Origin of the sequence: uncultured Tenacibaculum sp., assembly GCF_947494125.1 — a bacterium.
Lineage (GTDB): Bacteria > Bacteroidota > Bacteroidia > Flavobacteriales > Flavobacteriaceae > Polaribacter.
The window spans coordinates 214464-234686 of the sequence record NZ_CANLTU010000003.1 but is presented as its reverse complement, the minus strand read 5'-3'; the positions used below and the strand labels follow the sequence as shown (position 1 = coordinate 234686).

Sequence of the window (20223 nt, the reverse complement as noted above, 5' to 3'; positions counted from 1 at the left end):
AGTAAACCAAGTACTTTTTAAATTAAGAAAATCATGAAAAAAATAATATTATTATTCGCATTTGTTATCACAGCAAACTTTAGTTTTGGACAATCATTGTTTGATAAATTAGAAGATATTGATGAAGTATCATCTGTAGTGGTAACTAAAGATATGTTTGACCTGTTAAAAAAGTTTCCAGATGCAAAATCAGAAGACATGGAAATTTTTAATACAGCAAAAGGATTAAATGAATTAAAAGTATTTTCTACAGAAGATTCAAGTGTAGCTTCAAGAATGGAGAGTATGGTAAATTCGGCAATTAAAGGATCTAATTTAACACAGTTAATGCGTGTTAAAGACAAAGGATCTAGAGTGAAAATTTACGTAAAAGCAACAAAAAATAAAGATGTTGTTAGTGAAGTGTTAATGTTTGTAAAGAACATGAATAGAGGTAGTAAAGATGGAAAATTAAGTTCTACAATTATTTCTTTAACTGGAGATATCGATGTAAATAAATTATCGAAAATAGCTAGTAAATATTCTGATAAAAAGAAGTAATTAAAAACAAATAAAAAAGTGAAAGTTGAGATTTTCTCAACTTTCACTTTCTAACTAAATTAAAAAATACTCTGATGAAAAAATTATTTATATACTCATTATTATTGGTGGCATTCGCTACTATTTCCTGTAAAAACGAAAAATCATTACAAGGTTACTTAGTAGAAAGTCAAGATAAAAAAGGATTCGTTTCTCTAGATGTACCTGCTAGTCTTTTACAGTTAAGTATGGATAATGCATCGGAGGAGGATAAAAAAGCATACGAAAGTATTCGTAAGATAAACATTACAGGTTTACCGTTTAAGGATACAGACGAAGCAACTTATGAAGCTGAAAAGAACAAATTAAAAGAAATTTTAAAAAAATCTGATTATAAAAAATTAATCAATTTTAAAAAAGATGGAGCTACAGCTGTAATTTATTATACAGGTGAAGCGGATGCTATTGATGAAATAATTGCTTTTGGTTATAGTAAAGATATGGGCGTTGGTATAGCTCGTCTTTTAGGAGATAACATGAACCCTGCTAAAATAATGGAGATGATGAAGAAAACTAAAATGGATGATAAGAATTTAGATTTAGGTAAATTCAGATCTATTTTAGGAGGAAATGTTATTAAAGATGAGGAAAGAAAAGAAATTAAAGTAAAAGTAGCAGAATAAAAATAAATCTCAACTTAAAATATAAACGGCTAAAATGTGTCTAACATTTTAGCCGTTTTTTGTTTTTATATATGTTTTTACGTTCAAATAATTAAAAAAGAGTATTAATTTTATTTGAATTTAATTCATGTAAATCCTTGTTTTAATAGGGTATTGTTGTGTTTTGTGTGTTTTTTATGAATATTTATTAATAAAGTGTTGTTTTTTAGATATAAAGGTGTAGTTTTGGCAGCCAATAATTTAATTTTAGTTAGGTATACTAGTCAACATAATTATAAGTTAGTTATTGCGAAAATAAGAGATGGCATAGCCCCCCGGATGCAATCAGAATACGTAATGAATTATTAAATATATCATTATAGTTATTGAATATCCATTTATACATATTTCGTTTCTAAGAAATATAATAAAGGATTGATTTCTTCGGTAGGAATACCTTTTTAAAACAATCATCTAAACTGATTTGTTTTTCCTTATTTTTTATTAATAAATTATAATTAACGTATAAAAATATTTTTCAAAAATGAAAAAATATATAGGATATACAGTACTTTCATTGTGTTTAACAATGTTTGTGTCTTGTAAAGACGAGGAAGTCTTTGAAGTAAGTAACTTGAAAGAATCTAATGGTCAATATTTAAATGAAGATATTCCTGATGGAATAAGTAATGTAAAAATTAAAGAGATTAAAAGCAATGCAGCATCTAGATCAGAAGTAGAAGCTAATTGTGTAGAGAGAGAAGTAAGTTTTGACAAAACAGATTCAGATTTTTTCTTAATTAATCCTAACGGTAGCTTATTATGGCCAGGTAATATAGTAGCTGCTAGATCAATTCAAAATGGAGCGCCAACATCGGTGCCTTTTTATGGAGAAGATAGAAACTCAATAGAAATAGGCTTGGACGTTATTTCTGGAACAGCTGCATCAACATCTACAGTAGTAAGAAACCCTTCTCCTGGTACTGTACGAAATGAGTTAAATAGAATTCTTGGGAATTACTATGACTCTGGTGCACGCTTTCCAGCAGCGTTTGAAGTTTCAATAGAAAGAGTGCATAATTCTAGTGATTTACAGTTTGCATTAAAAGCTGGATATTCAGGTTATGGAGCTGATGTAGCTGGTGAATTAGGAATTAATTTTAACGAGAAAAAAACACGTTATGTGGTAACATTAAAACAACGTTTTTTTACAGCTACTGTTACACCTAAAGCACAATTAATAGGAGAAAGAGGTTGGTATAACACTAATGTTACTCCAGATGATTTAGGTACTTATATTACAGATTATAAGGATAATGTATCAAATGTAGATATGAATCCTGCTGGTTATGTAGAGTCTGTAACCTATGGTAGATTATTTACTCTAATTTATGAATCGTCTGAAAGTGCTAGAAATGTGTCAGCTGCATTAAATTTTGCATATAAAGGAGCTATAGGTTCTATAAGTGCTGACTTGTCTACTAAGTATAGTGAAACATTACAGAATACTACAGTAAAAGTGAAGCAAATTGGAGGTGATGCGCAACCAGGTATTGCAGCTGGATTAAGCGCACTTGGAGGAGATTTAAAGGCTATAAACTCTTTTTTAGAGAAAGGAGCAAATGTGTCTAGAACGAATCCTGGATACCCAATTTCATATAAAGTAAATTATGTGTCAAATAATTCACCATTCAAAGTTGTTAGTAATGTTAAGTACACACAAAGAGATTGTGAATTAGTAAGTAGAAGAAAAGTTAGATTTAATCCTTTATCAGTTTCTACTAATTATTGGGGATATGATCATGGTACATCTGGTTTAGAGTTGTTTGGAGCATTTAGTGTACAAAAGTATAATGAAACTACAAATAGTTGGTATAATGTTGAATCTTCGATTAACTGGGGATTTGGAAGAGAGCATTCTGTAAGGGATTTTTATCGTTTTAATACCACTAAAAATATTTGGAACCGTAGTAAGTTTATAGATTTTGAAGTAGATCAAATAAATGGAGAACGTTTTAGAATTGTTTCTGTAGCTGGAGAAGCTGATGCTAGTTATGTAGTTCAAGCTGATGGAGGTACTGCAGCTATTGTATATGAATATAATGCAGAAAAGAAAGAATGGGTAGGTTATGACAGTCGTAATAGTAGAATTTCTGTACCAAATACAAATGACGGAAGTCATTATGAATTTTTAAATTCTATAGATGGATATTATGGAGGTGAATATGATAGAATAGCAATACAATATAAAATCTATTTCTTAGATTAAATTTCTTAAATAAAAAATGGAGATGTTTTAAACATCTCCATTTTGTTATAAATTATATTTTAGACTTAAACTTGTTTGTTTTTTACTGATAGTAATGTGTTTTTTAAAAGCATTGCAATTGTCATTGGACCAACACCACCTGGAACAGGCGTTATAAAATCTGCTTTTTTAGAAACTTCATTAAAAGCTACATCACCAACTAAACGAAAGCCTCTCTTTTTAGAAGGATCAGCAAGGCGAGTAATTCCAACATCAATAACAGTAACATTGTCTTTTACCATATCTGCTTTTAAGAATTCAGGAATACCAATTGCTGCTATAATAATATCTGCTTGTAAAGTTATTTCTTTTAAATTTTTAGTTCTACTATGGGTTAAAGTAACTGTAGCATTACCAACTTTTCTTTTTTGAGATAATAATATACTCATTGGACTTCCAACAATATGACTACGTCCAATAACTACTACGTTTTTACCGCTAGTTTCAACATTATAACGATCTAATAATTCTAAAATACCAAAAGGTGTAGCAGAAATAAACGTAGGTAAGTTTAATGCCATTTTTCCAACATTAGTAGGATGAAAACCATCTACATCTTTATTAGGATCTACTGCCATTAATATTTTTTGTTCGTTAATATGATCGGGTAGTGGAAGTTGAACAATAAATCCGTCTATATCATTATCAACATTTAAAATACTTATTTCATTTAAGAGTTCTTCTTCGGTAGTTTCTTCGGGTAATCTAATTAAAGTAGATTCAAAACCTACACGCTCACAAGCTTTAACTTTTGCATTTACATAAGTTAAACTAGCTCCATCATTACCTACTATTACAGCAGCTAAATGAGGTGTTTTTTTATCTTGGTTTTTTAATTCTAATACTTCAAGAGCAATCTCTTCTTTAATGTTTGCAGATGTTTTTTTACCGTCTAGTAAAATCATTTTTAGTGTGTTGTGTGGGTTTGTTGTTAAGTTGTATATATAAAAAAAGAGAAGCCAAAGCTTCTCTTTTGTATTATTTCATACCTTTCATCATTTGCATCATTTTTCTTCCGCCACCGCCTTGCATCATTTTCATCATTTTGCTCATTTGGTTGAATTGTTTCATTAATTGATTTATTTCCTGTACGGAAGTTCCAGAACCTTTTGCAATTCTTTTTTTACGACTTGCATTTATAGTTGTAGGTGTACTTCTTTCAAGAGGAGTCATAGATTGTATAATAGCTTCAATTCCTTTAAAAGCATCATCATCAATATCAACATCTTTTAAAGCTTTTCCTGCTCCAGGAATCATTCCAACTAAATCTTTCATGCTACCCATCTTTTTGATTTGTTGAATTTGACTTAAAAAGTCATCAAAACCAAATTGATTTTTAGCAATCTTCTTTTGTAATTTTCTTGCTTCTTCTTCGTCGTATTGTTCTTGGGCACGTTCTACTAATGAAATAACATCTCCCATTCCTAAAATACGATCAGCCATACGATCTGGGTGGAATACATCAATTGCATCCATCTTTTCGCCTGTACCAATAAACTTAATAGGTTTGTCTACAACCGATTTAATTGATAAAGCTGCACCACCACGAGTATCACCATCTAATTTGGTAAGAACTACACCATCAAAATTTAAAACATCATTAAAAGACTTTGCTGTATTAACAGCATCTTGTCCTGTCATAGAATCTACAACGAATAATGTTTCTTGAGGATTTACTGCTTTGTGAATGTTAGAAATTTCATTCATCATTTCTTCATCAACAGCTAAACGACCTGCGGTATCAATAATAACCACATTTTTGCTATTTGCTTTTGCATGCTTAAGAGCGTTTAATGAAATTTCTACAGGATTTTGGTTTCCTACTTCAGCGTAAACTTCAACACCAATTTGTTCTCCAACAACTTGTAATTGGTTAATAGCGGCTGGACGATAAACATCACATCCTACTAATAAAACTTGTTTTGAGTTTTTTGTTTTTAAGAAGTTAGCCAGTTTACCAGAAAAGGTAGTTTTACCTGAACCTTGTAAACCAGACATTAGAATAACGGTAGGTGAACCTTTTAAATTAATACCAACAGTGTCTCCACCCATTAATTCAGTTAATTCATCCTTAACTAATTTAACCATTAATTGCCCAGGATTTAACGTAGTTAATACGTCTTGTCCTATTGCTTTTTGTTGTACTCTTTTAGTAAACTCTTTGGCTATCTTAAAGTTAACATCGGCATCTAGTAAAGCTCTACGAACTTCTTTTAGAGTTTCTGCAACATTAACTTCGGTAATTTTCCCGTGTCCTTTCAGCGTATGTAACGCTTTATCTAACTTTTCGCTTAAATTATTAAACATGTGTCGGCTTCATTTTTAGAGGCACAAATATAAGAATTTAGTTGTTAGGACTGTAGGTTTTTTATAAGCAGTTTGTTTGAATATTTTAATTTTAAATAGAAAATTTAAAAATTGTGTTTTTCTTTTAAAATATTCATGTGATGATCAGTATGATATGCTGTCCACATAATTATTTCACGCACAGGCATTTTACCCATAAGTGGATGTGGTAGAATTAAATTATCTAAATCTTTATCTTTCCAACGTTGCGTTTTGTATTGTAATTTTTTGTTTTGAATTTGAAGAGTGCTGAGTAATTGCTTAAACTTTTTTTGATTTGGAGTTTTTACTGAAATATTAAACTCTCTTGCTCTATCTTGATTTTTTGAAAGTTTCTCTTGATAACGACTTGAAACTTCATCATACGAACGAACTTCTCGATTTGAGGTTCCAAATTTATATTTCAAAATAAATTTAGGTATGCTTAATGCTGTATTTAATTGTTTTATAGAATCTACTAAATGAACAGTATGTTGCCCTAATGTCCATTTACCATTAGGTCCCTTTTCAAAGCTGTTTTCAGGTTGGTTTTTTATCCATTTGAATAACTCCTGGTGCTTTCTCTCTAGTAAATCAACAATATTTTCTTTGTTCATAATGATCTTATTTAAGGACCTAAAAGTATGAAAATAAAAAGGAACAACAATTGACTACATTAATTCTGCAATTCACTACATCCGATTTTTTTTTATTCTATTGAGAGAATACTTTTGAAGTATCAAAATCAAAAACAGGTATTATGAAATCAATTTTCAATTTTAAAAAAGGAGTAAGTACTATTGCTTTTTTAGTTGTGTTTATGTTTAGCACAATTATTTCTTCAGCACAGACATCTAAAGTTTCTAATAAAGATACTTATACACATGTTACTTCAACAAGTAATGGAGTAAGTAAAATTCATGTAAAAAATAAAAAAAATGATTTCAGCGTAGAGTACGAAGGTAAAATTACATTGTCTGACGATGATAAGGATATTGTTGATATTTCAAGAGGGGGTTTTATAGAAATAAAAAAATCGAGTTTTGGTAAAAAACGAAAAATTGTTATTGAAGCTGAAAGTGGAAAGCTAAATAAAAAATATTATGTTGGGTGGAGCGAAAAAGCTTATAACCCGGAAGGAAAAGCATGGTTAGCAGAAATTTTACCAGAAATTGTAAGGAGTACTGTTATAGCAGCTGAATCTAGAGTAAATAGATTTTACAATAGAGGAGGAGTAGATGCAGTATTAGCTGAAATTAGACTGTTAGAAAGCGATTTTGTTCAGTCAAAATATTTTGGTTATTTATTAGAAAAAGATTTAAACAATAGTGCACTAGTTAAAGTAATACAGTCGGCAGGAAAGAATATTAAGTCTGATTATTATTTGGCGCAGACTTTACAAAAAAATCAAAAAGCATTTCTTTCAAGTTCAGAAACGTTATCTGCTTATATAAAAGCTTCAAATAATATAGGTTCTGATTATTATTTATCTCAAGTATTAAGAAAGGCTATTAAAACGAATGATATTTCAGATAATCAATTAACTGATTTGTTACAAATTTCGGGAAGTATTGGTTCAGATCATTATTTATCTCAGGTATTATCGGATATTTTAAATAATAGAGAATTGAATAAGTCTAATATGAATAAAATAATGAAGCTATCAAAGAATATAGGTTCTGACTATTATAAAACACAAGTTTTAAAGAAAGCGTTAAAGAAAAAGAATTTATCTTCAGAAAACTACGATACTTTTATTTCATCAATGGATGATGTTGGTTCAGATCATTATGCATCAAATATTATTAAGGAATTATTAAAAAAAGATTTAGATAATAAATCATTAGATAAATTATTAGAATTAGTTTCTAAAAATGTAAGTTCAGACTATTATGCTTCTGGTATTTATAAAAAATTAGCAAAGAAAAAATTAACAGAAAGTCAATTGATAAGAACTTTAAAGTCGATGAAAAAGAGTATGAGTTCAAATAATTATTTATCAAGTTCTTTAGTTGCTTTTGCTCCTCAAGTAAAAAACAGTAATCAAAGAGTAAAAGATACGTACATGAACGTAGCAAAATCATTAAGTTCTGACACTTATTTTGGAAGAGCTATGAAAGCTATCTATTAAAACTAAACTGAGGTAAGTAAATATCAAACACGAAATTTACTTACCTTAGTTTTATGCAAAAAATCAATCAACTAATCAATCAACCTAAAGTGAAAAAACATTTTTTCATAGTTTTATTAGGAGTTTTAATTGGAACTTTGCTAGGATATTATCTGATTGTTAGCGAACAACAAAATTTCACTTTAGATAAATTTGTTCTAACTGCATTAAGTGGGATAATTATAGGATATAGTTGTTATATAACAACTAAACTTTTAGATAAAAGTATTCCTTGGAAAAAACAAGTAGGAACCAGGTTATTATTAGGAATTATAGCTCATTTTATAGTTGCTTCTTCGTTGTTCTTGATATTGTTTTATTTATACAGTTTACCTGAAGGCGTTTTGGTTAATTATCAATCAGCATTCATAAAACTAGGCATACTATTATTTATAATAACCATCATATATCAAATTATATATTTCGCTCTTTATTCTTATTATTCATATGCAACTATTCAAGTTGAAGAAATTAAGCAAGAACGTAAACAAGTAGAATTGCAGTTAAATGCCTTAAAATCTCAATTAAGTCCTCATTTTTTATTCAATGGATTAAATACGATATCATCCTTAATTTATAAAGATGAAACAAGAGCCAAGTTATTTATACGTAAGCTAGCAAAAATGTACGATTATACTTTGAAAAGCTATCATTCAAAATTGATAACTATACGAGAAGAATTGGACTTTGTATATTCTTATATTTATTTGGTTGAAACTCGCTTTGAAAATAAATTTAGATGTAAAATATCAATAAGTGATGATTTATTAGAAACAAAAATACCGCCTTTAACATTACAAATGTTAATAGAAAATGCTGTAAAACATAATATTATGAGTGATGAAGAACCTTTATCTATTCATATTACTTCAGATCAAAAATATATTACTATTCAAAACAACATAACTTCAATACCATTTAAGGTAAATTCTTTTAAAATAGGATTGAAAAACATTAGTTCTAGGTATTTATTATTACACGGTGAAGGAATCATTATAACTAACGGAAATAATTTTATTGTTAAAGTGCCTATCATACGATGAAGAAATTATTTATCCATAAACCTTTATTTAGATTATTAAGTCCTGCATTTAGTGGAGCCGTTATTTACTTGTTAATATTATTGGTAAATAATAATGTACCGCAATTACAAGAGCAATTTTTAGGAGAGGAATTATATGTGTGTATTGGTTTGTCGTATATAGTTCAAGAGTTTTCAAGACTATTATTAATCTTTTTTAAAAAGATGCCTAAACTAGAAATTATTGTACTAAATATAGGAGTACAAATACTAATTTCGTTGTTTTTATGTATTACTATAGTTAGCATATCTATTACATTGTACTATAAGAAAATACTAGGTTTTTCACCAAACACAGAAGAGTTATGGCTTTTTAACAGTGTTTTTTGTGTAATAACACTTATTTACATTTTACTATTTATAAGTCATCAATACTTATATAAAATCAATACTGAAAAACTGTATAAAGAGCAGAAAATAAAACAAACTGTTGAAGATGATTTTATTGATTTTAAACAAGGAATAAACCCTAAATTGTTATTTGAAAGCCTTGAAGTATTGTTAATTCTTATTGAACAAGAAAAAGATAAAACAGATGATTTTATTGATTATTTAGCAACTATTTACCGATACATTTTATCGAGTAATAAGAAGCAACTTGTTGCTTTGGAAGAAGAAATAAATATAGCTAATGAATTAATTTATTTATTTAATTATTTGCCTTATAGAAACATAGTTTTGATTAATAGTTTAAAATCTACTTTTTTAACGGTACCAAAAAGTTTATTGTTTATTATAGAGCAAATAGTAAGAACAACTATAACTTCATCAGCAATAGTATTAGACATCGTTCTTCAAGAAGACGAAGGTTATTATATAATAGAATATCATCCAAACGATAAAATTACAACACAATTTAAACCTGAAATATTATCAGAAATAGAACGAGTTTTTAGCATTTATACCATTAAAAAGATACAAGTAGAAGAAACTAATATGATGAGGAGAATTTTGGTACCTAAGTTAACTATACAAAAGGCTTAAAAAATGAATGTAGTAATTGTAGAAGATGAATCTTTAGCTGCAGAAAAGTTAGAACGATATATACAGAAATATAACGCAGATGCTTTAATAGTAATTAAACTTAGTAGTATAGAAGAAGCTGTAGATTGGTTTCAAAAAGAGATTGAGTACGATGTTGTTTTTATGGATATTCAACTAACTGATGGATTAAGTTTTGAAATTTTTAACCAAGTAAAAATAGATAAACCAGTGATTTTTACAACAGCTTTTGATGAATATGCCATAGATGCATTTAAAGTAAATAGTATTGATTATTTATTAAAGCCCATAACATTTACCGATGTATCAAAGGCAATGGTAAAGTTAAAAGCTATGCAAAATTTATTTGTTAATGAAGAAACTATCAACGAAGTAAAAAACAGTATAACAAAATTAAAAACAAAAGATCGATTTTTAGTTCGTTTAGGTAACCATATTCACTCAATAAAAACAATAGATATATTACTTTTTTATGCAGAAGGTAGAACTGTATATTTAGTAACCAAAGAAAATAAAAAATTTATTCTTGATTATAAATTAGAAGATTTAATCAATATTTTAGATTCATCAGATTTTTTTAGAGTAAATAGAACTTTTATTGTAAATCTTAATGGCGTAGAAGATGTGGTAGTTTATTCTAGTAGTCGTTTAAAAATAACACCTAAAGTAAATGTAGAGAAAGATATCATTGTAAGTAGAGAAAAGGTAGCTGCTTTTAAAAATTGGTTTGAAGGGAACTAACTATTAATGCTATATAAAACGCAAGGTTCTATTTTAGGGAAGTTACTTAAAAGCGGATGTTTAAATTCTTTTACTTTTTTCATGCAAATTTTTTCCATTACTAAAATGGAAGGAATGTTTATTACAGGTGCTACAGATACAATTTCTTTTAGCTTTAATTGAGAAAAACCATATTCAAGACATCTTTTTGCACCTTCAGTAGCAAAACCTTTACCCCAAAAATTAGGGTGTAATCTCCATCCAATATCTATAGAAGGGTTAAACTCTGCAGCATAGGTTTGCTCAGAAAGTCCGATAAAACCTATAAATTCTTTAGTATTTATAATTTCCACAGCAAAATAACAAAGCTTTTTATCATAAAATTGCTTTTGCATTCGATGAATAAAGTCTAAACATTGTTCTTTATTTTGAGTTTTTGGAAAATAACGCATTACTTCTTCATTAGAATTAATTTCATGTAAAGTATCAACATCAGATTTTTTCCAATTCCTAAAGCCTAAACGATTTGAGGTGAAAAGATAATTTTGCATGTGGCAAATTTATAGTTTTACTTACAAATCATCTGTAAAATGTGTACGTGATTTTTCTTTTGAAAATTTATCAGTATTATAATCTTTCGAAGCATTCTTTGCTATAGATAATGATTCCCATTCGTTACCTAAAAGCAACTTGCCTAAAAACACTATTTGACCAATGTGGTAAGAATAATGACATAGTTGCCTGTTAATCGCTTCAGTAATCGTATGACCTTGATTTCTTATATATACTATGGAGTCAAAGTTTTTTGGAGTTATTGAATTTAAGGCATTAAATAAGCATTGCCATCCCATTTCCCAATAAGTAATAACCTCTTCTTTTGTGGTAAAAGAGTTTATAAATTCGTCATCTCTATTTCGCCATTCTTTTTCACCATCTTCAGTTAAAAAATTTGTCCATCTAGAAAGCATATTTCCAGCAATATGCTTTATTGTAATCGCAATAGAATTGTCATCAGTATTTGGTAGCCAAAAGAATTGTTTTTCCGTAAGTTGAGCGAAAGTTTTGTCACCTAAACTTTTATAGTATTCAAATTGTTTTTTAACGCTAGTTAAGTAAGATGTATCCATAAAAAAGAGCTAATTTTATTAGCTCTAATGTACGTTGTTTTTTCGAATTTATTTTTTAGAAATAAATTTTAAAGCGGCTCCATTTATACAATGACGTTTACCTGTTGTTTCTCGAGGTCCGTCGTTAAATGAATGTCCTAAGTGGCCTCCACAGGTATTACATTTTAATTCTGTACGGGCATATCCTATTTTATAATCAACATCCAATTCAACATTTCCTTTAATTTCTCTATCAAAAGAAGGCCAACCAGAACCAGAATCAAATTTATGTTCAGATTTATACAAAGGAGTATTACAAGCAGCACATACATACAAGCCTTTAGAATAATTTTTGTTTAATTTACTAGTAAAAGCACGTTCGGTTCCTGCTTCTCTCAATATGTAGTATTGTTTAGGAGTTAACGCTTTTTTCCATTCAGATGCTGTTTTTTCAACTTTATATTGTTTTTTATCTTTTGTTTGAGCATTTCCAGCGCAACTAACAAATAGACTTAAAAATAAGATAGCTAATAATTGTTTCATTCGTTTTGTATAATAAAGTTAACAGCGCGATTTATTACATTTTTATTACGTAAAATTTTGGTGTGCCCTAAACCTTGAGTAATGAGTAATGTCCCGCTTTGTAGATTTTGACGAATGTTTTGGGCACAACTTACAGGAACATCACCATCTTGAGAATCATGAATAACTAAAGTTGGAATTGTAACGTTTTGGGCAACTATACTTGGAGAATGTTTATCAATATCAATTTGCCATTGTTTATCGAACTTAGCTTTAATTTTTTTAGCAACAATAGGCTTCACTTTTAAATTATTAGTAAAGTTTAAAATAACATCAGAAATTTTATCAGCAGCACCAATAGTAACTAGTTTTTTAATAGTAAACTTATCTCTATCAATGCTATTATATAAAGACATTCCTCCAAAAGAATGCCCAACAGCAGCTTCAAAAGGACCATATTGTTTATCAATTTCAATAATAGTATCTAAAAAGTCAGGCATCATAGTAGTTTTACCTGTAGAAGCTCCATGTGCTGGACCATCAAAAGAAATAACCATATATCCTTTCTCTAAAAGTTTATCAGCAATCATAAACAATTGAGTGCTTCTACCTGCCCAACCATGAACTAATAAAACTTTCTTTTTAGAATATCCATAAGATAAAACTTGAATATTTTGATTTATTGATGGAACATTTAGTGTTTTCTTTTGAGCACTTTCTAACATTACTTTTTCTCTTTTAGGAATTGAGAAATTAATTGGCGTAATAAAAAGCCTTGCTCCTAATTTAGCAGTTAAAGAAGTTGAGATAATTTGGGTAAGCTTAGCAACAGCAATTACAGGCTTGGGAATTGATAGGCTAGGAGGGAATATATTTGAATTGATAAAATTCATGAAATTGATTTTTAGGATAAAGATAGAATTTGTAATTTTAAAAGATATAATGCGTTCTAAAATTTGTGACATTTTTTTTAGTAATGTGTCACAATTATATAACTCAAACAAATAAAAACATTAATAATGAAAAGAAGTATAGCCTTAGCGTTTTTAACAGTATTCTTAATGCAGTGTAGCACAGTGCCAATTACAGGGAGGAAGCGTATTAATTTTGTAAATGATTCACAAGTATTACCTGCTAGTTTTGCACAGTATAAAGGATTTTTAGAGAAAAATAAATTATCTAAAAATGTAGCTAAATCAAATCAGATAAAAAGAGTTGGAAAAAAAATATCAGCAGCAGTTGATCGTTTTATGAGAGCAAATGGTATGAAAGCAGAAGCTGATGCTTACAAATGGGAATTTAACTTAATTGAAGATAAAACGGTTAATGCTTGGTGTTTACCAGGAGGAAAAGTAGTTTTTTATACAGGAATTTTACCAATGTGTGCAAATGAAGATGGTGTAGCAGCTGTTATGGGACATGAAGTAGCGCATGCTTTTGCTAAACATGGACAAGAGCGTATGTCTACAGGACAATTACAACAATTAGGAGGTGCTGCAGTAGCCTTAGGAACACAAAATAGTAAGAATGCTAAAATTTGGAATATGGCGTATGGTATAGGTTCTCAAGTTGGAGTTATGTTACCTTTTAGTAGAAGTCATGAAACAGAAGCAGATAAATTAGGTTTAGTTTTTATGATTATGGCTGGATATAATGGAGAAGAAGCTGCTGAAGTTTGGGTACGAATGAGTGAACGTTCAAAAGGAAAAGAACCATCTCAAATATTAAGTACACACCCATCAAACAAAGATCGTATACAAACGTTAAGAGCGTTTTTACCAGAAGCAAAGCGTTTAGCAGCAAAATACAATGTTCCTGCTAAAAAATAAAGAGCTCAATAATTTATATTATATTGCAAACCGTTCAATTTTTGAACGGTTTTTTTATTTATAGAAGAGGTTAAAATATGTATAAAATAGGAGATAAAAAGCTAATTAATGCTTGGGCATTTTACGATTGGGCTAATTCGGTATATTCATTAGTAATTAGTACAGCTGTTTTTCCATTGTATTATAGCGCAGTAACAAAAGGTAAAACGGTTCGTTTTTTAGGAATGGATTGGGAGCATCCTGATAGTTTGTATAGCTATGCATTATCTTTTTCTTTTTTAGTTGTAGCTTTTATTTCACCTATTTTATCTGGTATTGCAGATTATACTGGTAGTAAGAAGAAGTTTATGAAATTCTTTTGTTGGCTAGGTGGTTTGTCTGTAGCATCATTATACTTTTTTGATGGAATAGATACAGTATGGATTGGAATCTGGTTTACTATTTTGGCAAGTATCGGTTTTTGGGCAAGTTGGGTATTTTACAATGCTTATTTACCTGAGATAGCATTACCAGAACAGCAAGATAGGGCGAGTGCAAAAGGTTTTATATATGGTTATATAGGTTCTGTAATTTTATTATTAATAAACTTAGGAATGATTATGTTTCCTGAGACATTAGGTATTACATCAGGAATGGCTTCAAGACTTTCTTTTGTTATGGTAGGAATTTGGTGGATTGGTTTTGCACAAATAACCTTTCGTAAGTTACCAGGTGATATTTATAATAAACAACCAGACAATGATTATATCTGGAAAGGATATAGAGAGTTACAAATAGTTTTTAAAGAAGTTTTAAACTACCCTACTTTAAAACGATTTTTACTAGCCTTTTTCTTTTTAAGCATTGGTGTTCAAACAATAATTTTAATGGCAGCTATTTTTGGTTCAACAGAATTAGAATTACCATCAACAAATATGATTATCACTATTTTATTGGTGCAAATAGTAGCTATTGCAGGGGCTTTTTTCTTTTCAAGGTTTTCTGATAAGTATGGTAACTTTACAGCTTTAAAAGTTACAATTGGGATATGGATGTTGGTTTGCTTTGCTGCATTTATGTTAGATAAGAATCAAGAAAATGTAGCAATTTACTTTTATGGTTTAGGAGGTTTGTTAGGTTTGGTGCAAGGAGCAATTCAATCATTAACAAGATCAACCTACTCAAAATTATTACCAGAAACAGAAGATCATGCGACCTATTTTAGTTTTTATGACGTTACCGAAAAAATAGCAATCGTATTAGGAACTGCAGTTTATGGTGCTTTATATGCTATTACAAACTCAATGCAATGGAGTGTGTTATGCTTAGCTATTTTCTTTTTAATATCGTTTATTATCTTAAGTACATTGAAGAAAACAAAATATGTAGAATAGTTTTTATACTTTCATATCTTCAAAGATATTTTCTGAATGTAGGTATCGTTTGGTGCTTTTTTGCCAATGATAACTTGAAGAGACGATAACATTTATAGCATCTATGTATTTTAAAACAATAGCTCTATGTGTAGGGTTCAATTCTGTTGATTTTTGAACTATTCTTTCTAAAGTCAATTGAAATTCTGAATGTATAGTATTTACCTTTATAATCGATTTATTTACAGCATCGTTATAATTGTCAGCTTCGTTAGATAAGAGGTATGCATTAATTAAATTATAGTTACTATGTTTTTCTTTAGCATAAGAAAATAAATCATTTGATAAAGCACCGATCAAGGCACATTGTTCTCGTAACTTTTTTATTAAAGAAACTTTGTTAAGTATTTCAGGAGATATATAAATAGAGTGTATATATTCTATTAAATCGATTACAGGAAACATTCCTCCAGTATATAACCTAATAGCAATATATTCATCTACTGTAGTGTATGGAATACTTTTTAAAGAATATGATAAATGTTCAGTTATAGATTGCGTATACTTATTAAAAAAATAAGAAGGACTGTCTTTTTTTATAGAATTACTTATGTAAAATATCGATTTATATAAGTTATCAATTTTAGTATTAGAATCACTATATTGAGTATTACCAGCCCAAATAGCTAGTACTTTTTTTAAGTCTACTAATAATCCTTTATTAGTATCTTCTCCAAAAAAATCATCAAGAAAGTATAAAACATCATAGGTAACCACTGCATTAACCATTTTATTTATAGGAGCATCTACATATAGATAATTTGTCATTGTTGTGTGATGCTTATATAAATCATCATCAATAACGCCTAACTCTTTTGATATTGATTTAGCTTTTTTTAATATTAACGAAGCATCCTTATGCGTTTTAAGTTTCGTTTTTGATATGGTTAAACAGTTTGATGTAAACTTCATTTCTTTTTTTACTTTTTCTTTATTCAAAAGTAATTTAAAGGTTTATGAAAAGCTTAAAAACTTTCCGAAATGAAGCTAATACTTTCTAAATGTTTAATTATTTAAGATATATATAAAATGATGGTACTGGAACAGCTATAGTTTATTATAATTTTGTGTTATTTTAAAAAGGAGAAGTTGAGGTGAAACTCATTTTCTCTTTTGTTATTGGATGAATAAATTCAATATATTCGGCATGTAAATGTAATCTGTCAGCTTTTGTACCATATAAATCGTCACCAACAATAGAAGTGTTTAAACCTAAGCTATGTGCTGCATGTACACGTAGTTGATGTGTACGTCCAGTAATAGGGTAAAAGTAAACTTTTGTTTTACCATCTTTAACTTTAATAATTTCCCATTTGGTTAAAGCAGCTTTACCATGGGTATAACAAACTAATTGTTTTGGCCTGTCTTCTAGATCAACTCGTAAAGGAAGATTAATTTTACCGTTGTTTTTTTGTAGTTTTCCATCTAATAAGGCTACGTAGCGTTTTTTAATGGTTCTGTTAATGAATTGAGCTTGTAATGCTTTATATATTTCTTCATTTTTTGAAATTAATAAAATACCAGAAGTAGACATGTCTAAGCGATGAACTATTATGGGACCTGTAATCTTTGGATATAGTTTTTTAATACGTAGATAAACAGAGTCTTCTATTTCTTTACCAGATACTGTAAGTAATTCATTAGGTTTATTGATAATTAATAAAAAGCTATCTTCATATATAATTTCTATTTCTTTTTTAGAAGTTGATAATTGCTCTAATAAAGGATTTTTAGAAATAGGAATTCCTTTTAGCATATGAGTTAAAATAGGCTTGCATTTTCCAGTACAAGCAGCGTAGAAATTTTTATGTTTTCGTACAGAAGTAGCTAAAGGTTTTCCCCACCAAAACTCTGCCATGCAAATAGGTTTTAAGTCATGTTTAAAAGCGTATTGTAAAAGTTTTGGAGCGCAACAATCACCTGAACCAGCAGGGATGTTTTGTTTTGAATCATTAAAGATATCTAAAAGGTTTTGGCTTTCTTTTTCAGAATTTAAAAATTGATAGTGCTTAAAAATTTCTGTTTGTACCCAAGCAGAAAGCTCTTTACGCTGCTTTTTAAATTGATCTATTTTTTCTTGATATCTAGCATATTCTTTTTTTATATGTAGTGTTTTTGCATTTAAATAAACTTCGTATTCGCGTAAATAGAATTCTTCATTTATATTTAACTGATTATCTTGTTTGGATTCTTGCTTTCGTAGTTTTCTTCTAGTTTTTATTTTTAATTGTTCTTCAAGTAGTAATTTTTCATTTAATAATTGAAGCGAAGTATACTCATTTCTAATTTTTAAATATTTAGGATTATTTTCTAAATTTGAAAGCTCTTGATTAATTTGATTAAGATTTTCTTCAGTAGCTAAATAAAAACCATTTTTATCTAATACATCATATACAGGAGGAACAAAATGTTTGTATTGAGTATTATCACCAATTTTTCCAGAAAAGGCTGCTAAATAGCCTATTTCTTCGTTAGTATTTTTAACAACTAAAACCCCAAACATTTTACCTAATACATTTTCTGAATTTGAATTATCTATTCCGAAATTGTGATTAAAATCTGTTTGATTTTTTAAATACTCTTGTAATTCTTTTGCAGCTTCTTTAGCTAATTTATGAGGTGTATAATTATGAGGGTAATCAAATTGATTAGGTAAAGAAATTGAATTTATGTTAGTTGAGAAATGAATAAATTTAGTCATAATTTAAAAAGAAAAAAGCGTTGCTTTCACAACACTTTATAAAATTAGTTTTTATAAATTTTATCGTATAAATCTTTATAAATTTCTTTAATTATTTTTCGTTTCATTTTCATGGTAGGAGTAAGGTGACCACCATCAATAGACCATTCTTCAGCAGTTAATTCAAACTTTTTAATCATTTCCCACTTACCAAATTTAGAATTACATAAAGAAACTTCTTCTTCAATACGTTCTATAACTTTAGGGTTTTTTATTAAATCATTATTATCTCCTAGGCTTACCTGATGTCTTACTGCCCATTCTCTAATAAATTCAAAATTAGGTTGTATTAATGCAGCAGGCATTTTTTCACCCTCACCAATAACCATTACTTGTTCTATAAAACGCGATTGTTTTAATTCTCCTTCTAATAAAGGCGGTACTACATATTTACCACCTGAAGTTTTAAACATTTCTTTTGTACGACCAGTAATTTTTAAGAATCCATCATCACAGATTTCACCTTTATCTCCAGTATGAAAATATCCATCCTTTAATACTTCAGCAGTCTTTTCAGGATCTTTATAATACCCTTGCATTACATTAGGCCCTTTTACTAATATTTCTCCGTTATTAGCTAGTTTTATTTCTACACCATCAATCATTCTACCTACAGTACCAACTTTAAAACCGCCATTACGGACATCGTTTACTGAAATAACAGGCGATGTCTCTGTAAGTCCATAACCTTCCATAACAGGCATTCCAGCTGCAGCAAATACTCTTGTTAAGCGAGATTGTAAAGCAGCAGAACCAGAAACCATTAATTTTAATTCGCCACCTAAAGCAGCTTGCCATTTTGAAAATATTAATTTACGTGCAATGCTTAATTGTTTTTCATACCACCATCCATTAGCTCCATAAGGCTCGTATTTAAGACCTAAATCAATTGCCCAAAAGAATAATTTCTTTTTTACACCAGTTAAGTCAGCACCTTTAGCGTAAATTTTATCGTATATTTTTTCATATAACCTTGGTACGGCTGTCATTACATGAGGCTTAACCTCTTGAGCATTTTCACTTAATTTATCAATTGCTTCAGCAAAATAAATAGAAACACCACAGTATTGATATAAATATAAGATCATACGCTCAAAAATATGGCAAATAGGTAAGAAACTAAGTCCTCGTTCCTGTCCATATAAAAGTGGTACTCTTTTTTCACTAGATAAAACATTAGAAACAATGTTTCCATGTGAAAGCATCACGCCTTTTGGTCTTCCTGTAGTTCCAGAAGTATAAATTAATGTAGCTAAAGTATCAGAAGTAACATTATTTTTTCTTTCTTCAACTTCTTCTTGGTTACTTTTATCGTTACCTAATTCTAAAATCTCGTTCCAATTTTTTTCTCCAGAAATATCGTCAAATGTATAAACTTCTTTAAGTTTTGTATTTCCTTTAATTTGATTTAGTTTTTCTAAAATTTCATTATCAGAAACAAAACAGTAAGTAGCTTCTGAGTGATTTAAAACATACTCGTAATCTTCTTTAGAAATTGTTGGATAGATTGGTACATTTTGAGCACCAGTTTGTAAGATACCTATATCGCAAACATTCCATTCAGTTCTATTGTTTGTTGATATTACCGCAATTTTATCATTTGGTTGTACACCTAAACGAAGTAAACCCCTACTTATAGCATTTGCTTGATCAATATATTCTTTAGTAGATATTGATTGCCATTTACCATTGTATTTTGTTGTAAAAGCTTTTTCTAAATTATAAGTTTCTTGTTGATAATAAGGGAAATCAAAAAGACGGGTAATTTCAATCGACATAAGTTCAAATTTTTGGGCTTTGCAAATTAGGAAAAATAGCCCGATTGCA

At 29.0% G+C, this 20223-nt stretch carries 19 protein-coding genes; 9 read left to right on the top strand and 10 right to left on the bottom strand.

Translation table 11 applies throughout. The features are described from left to right. Window positions 1–33: 33 nt before the first annotated feature. The 3 genes from Q0881_RS07825 to Q0881_RS07815 all read left to right on the top strand — a co-directional run bounded on the left by Q0881_RS07825 (window position 34) and on the right by Q0881_RS07815 (window position 3450). Window positions 34–540 (top strand): DUF4252 domain-containing protein, encoded by a 507-nt coding sequence (locus Q0881_RS07825; protein ID WP_299158597.1) that lies wholly within the window; start codon window positions 34–36, stop codon window positions 538–540. A 74-nt stretch (window positions 541–614) separates the two neighbouring features. Then, window positions 615–1202, top strand: a complete 588-nt coding sequence (locus Q0881_RS07820) for a DUF4252 domain-containing protein (RefSeq protein ID WP_299158594.1) — start codon at window positions 615–617, stop codon at window positions 1200–1202. Between the two features lie 523 nt (window positions 1203–1725). After that, window positions 1726–3450 carry a thiol-activated cytolysin family protein gene (locus Q0881_RS07815; RefSeq protein ID WP_299158592.1) on the top strand — a complete coding sequence of 575 codons (1725 nt, stop codon included), beginning with the start codon at window positions 1726–1728 and terminating at the stop codon, window positions 3448–3450. A gap of 65 nt (window positions 3451–3515) precedes the next feature. On the opposite strand, the gene folD is transcribed toward Q0881_RS07815, so the two are convergent. The 3 genes from folD to Q0881_RS07800 all read right to left on the bottom strand — a co-directional run bounded on the left by folD (window position 3516) and on the right by Q0881_RS07800 (window position 6431). Continuing rightward, a complete protein-coding gene (folD, locus tag Q0881_RS07810; RefSeq protein ID WP_299158589.1) occupies window positions 3516–4394 on the bottom strand; it encodes a bifunctional methylenetetrahydrofolate dehydrogenase/methenyltetrahydrofolate cyclohydrolase FolD in 879 nt (292 codons plus the stop codon). Between the two features lie 73 nt (window positions 4395–4467). Then, on the bottom strand, window positions 4468–5796 hold the full coding sequence (ffh, locus tag Q0881_RS07805) for a signal recognition particle protein (protein ID WP_299158586.1): 1329 nt from the start codon (window positions 5794–5796) through the stop codon (window positions 4468–4470). 104 nt (window positions 5797–5900) lie between these two features. Next, window positions 5901–6431 (bottom strand): DinB family protein, encoded by a 531-nt coding sequence (locus Q0881_RS07800; protein WP_299158583.1) that lies wholly within the window; start codon window positions 6429–6431, stop codon window positions 5901–5903. 143 nt (window positions 6432–6574) lie between these two features. Between Q0881_RS07800 and Q0881_RS07795 the strand changes: the two genes are divergently transcribed. The 4 genes from Q0881_RS07795 to Q0881_RS07780 are packed head-to-tail and all read left to right on the top strand — an operon-like array spanning window position 6575 to window position 10808. Beyond that, window positions 6575–7945: a hypothetical protein gene (locus tag Q0881_RS07795; protein WP_299158581.1), complete on the top strand. Its 1371-nt coding sequence runs from the start codon at window positions 6575–6577 to the stop codon at window positions 7943–7945. Window positions 7946–7998: 53 nt separating this feature from the next. After that, window positions 7999–9027 (top strand): histidine kinase, encoded by a 1029-nt coding sequence (locus tag Q0881_RS07790; protein ID WP_299158579.1) that lies wholly within the window; start codon window positions 7999–8001, stop codon window positions 9025–9027. Then, entirely contained in the window at window positions 9024–10049 is a 1026-nt protein-coding gene (locus Q0881_RS07785) for a histidine kinase (RefSeq protein ID WP_299158577.1), read from the top strand. Before Q0881_RS07790 ends, Q0881_RS07785 begins: the two co-directional genes overlap by 4 nt. Window positions 10050–10052: 3 nt before the next feature. Next, window positions 10053–10808, top strand: coding sequence for a LytTR family DNA-binding domain-containing protein (locus tag Q0881_RS07780; protein WP_299158576.1), 756 nt, complete (start codon window positions 10053–10055; stop codon window positions 10806–10808). Here Q0881_RS07780 and Q0881_RS07775 read toward each other — a convergent pair. From Q0881_RS07775 to Q0881_RS07760, 4 genes are read right to left on the bottom strand one after another with little or no spacing between them, the layout of a single operon-like run. Then, the gene (locus tag Q0881_RS07775; RefSeq protein ID WP_299158574.1) at window positions 10805–11338 is read right to left on the bottom strand and encodes a GNAT family N-acetyltransferase; all 534 of its coding nucleotides are present in this window, start codon (window positions 11336–11338) and stop codon (window positions 10805–10807) included. The two genes, Q0881_RS07780 and Q0881_RS07775, sit on opposite strands and share 4 nt — an antisense overlap. A gap of 21 nt (window positions 11339–11359) precedes the next feature. Beyond that, window positions 11360–11914 carry a DUF1572 family protein gene (locus Q0881_RS07770; protein ID WP_299158572.1) on the bottom strand — a complete coding sequence of 185 codons (555 nt, stop codon included), beginning with the start codon at window positions 11912–11914 and terminating at the stop codon, window positions 11360–11362. A 48-nt stretch (window positions 11915–11962) separates the two neighbouring features. Continuing rightward, complete coding sequence (gene msrB / locus Q0881_RS07765) at window positions 11963–12436, bottom strand: peptide-methionine (R)-S-oxide reductase MsrB (RefSeq protein WP_299158569.1); 474 nt, start codon at window positions 12434–12436, stop codon at window positions 11963–11965. Beyond that, window positions 12433–13308: an alpha/beta hydrolase gene (locus Q0881_RS07760; RefSeq protein WP_299158567.1), complete on the bottom strand. Its 876-nt coding sequence runs from the start codon at window positions 13306–13308 to the stop codon at window positions 12433–12435. Before Q0881_RS07760 ends, msrB begins: the two co-directional genes overlap by 4 nt. Window positions 13309–13434: 126 nt before the next feature. Between Q0881_RS07760 and Q0881_RS07755 the strand changes: the two genes are divergently transcribed. After that, entirely contained in the window at window positions 13435–14244 is an 810-nt protein-coding gene (locus Q0881_RS07755) for a M48 family metallopeptidase (RefSeq protein ID WP_299158565.1), read from the top strand. A gap of 77 nt (window positions 14245–14321) precedes the next feature. Beyond that, window positions 14322–15617, top strand: coding sequence for an MFS transporter (locus Q0881_RS07750; protein WP_299158563.1), 1296 nt, complete (start codon window positions 14322–14324; stop codon window positions 15615–15617). A gap of 3 nt (window positions 15618–15620) precedes the next feature. Here Q0881_RS07750 and Q0881_RS07745 read toward each other — a convergent pair whose 3' ends face one another. The 3 genes from Q0881_RS07745 to Q0881_RS07735 form a co-directional block, all read right to left on the bottom strand. Then, window positions 15621–16595, bottom strand: coding sequence for a hypothetical protein (locus Q0881_RS07745; RefSeq protein WP_299158560.1), 975 nt, complete (start codon window positions 16593–16595; stop codon window positions 15621–15623). Window positions 16596–16731: 136 nt separating this feature from the next. Further along, the gene (locus tag Q0881_RS07740; RefSeq protein ID WP_299158558.1) at window positions 16732–18357 is read right to left on the bottom strand and encodes an RluA family pseudouridine synthase; all 1626 of its coding nucleotides are present in this window, start codon (window positions 18355–18357) and stop codon (window positions 16732–16734) included. 44 nt (window positions 18358–18401) lie between these two features. After that, on the bottom strand, window positions 18402–20174 hold the full coding sequence (locus Q0881_RS07735; RefSeq protein WP_299158555.1) for an AMP-dependent synthetase/ligase: 1773 nt from the start codon (window positions 20172–20174) through the stop codon (window positions 18402–18404). Window positions 20175–20223 lie beyond the last annotated feature (49 nt).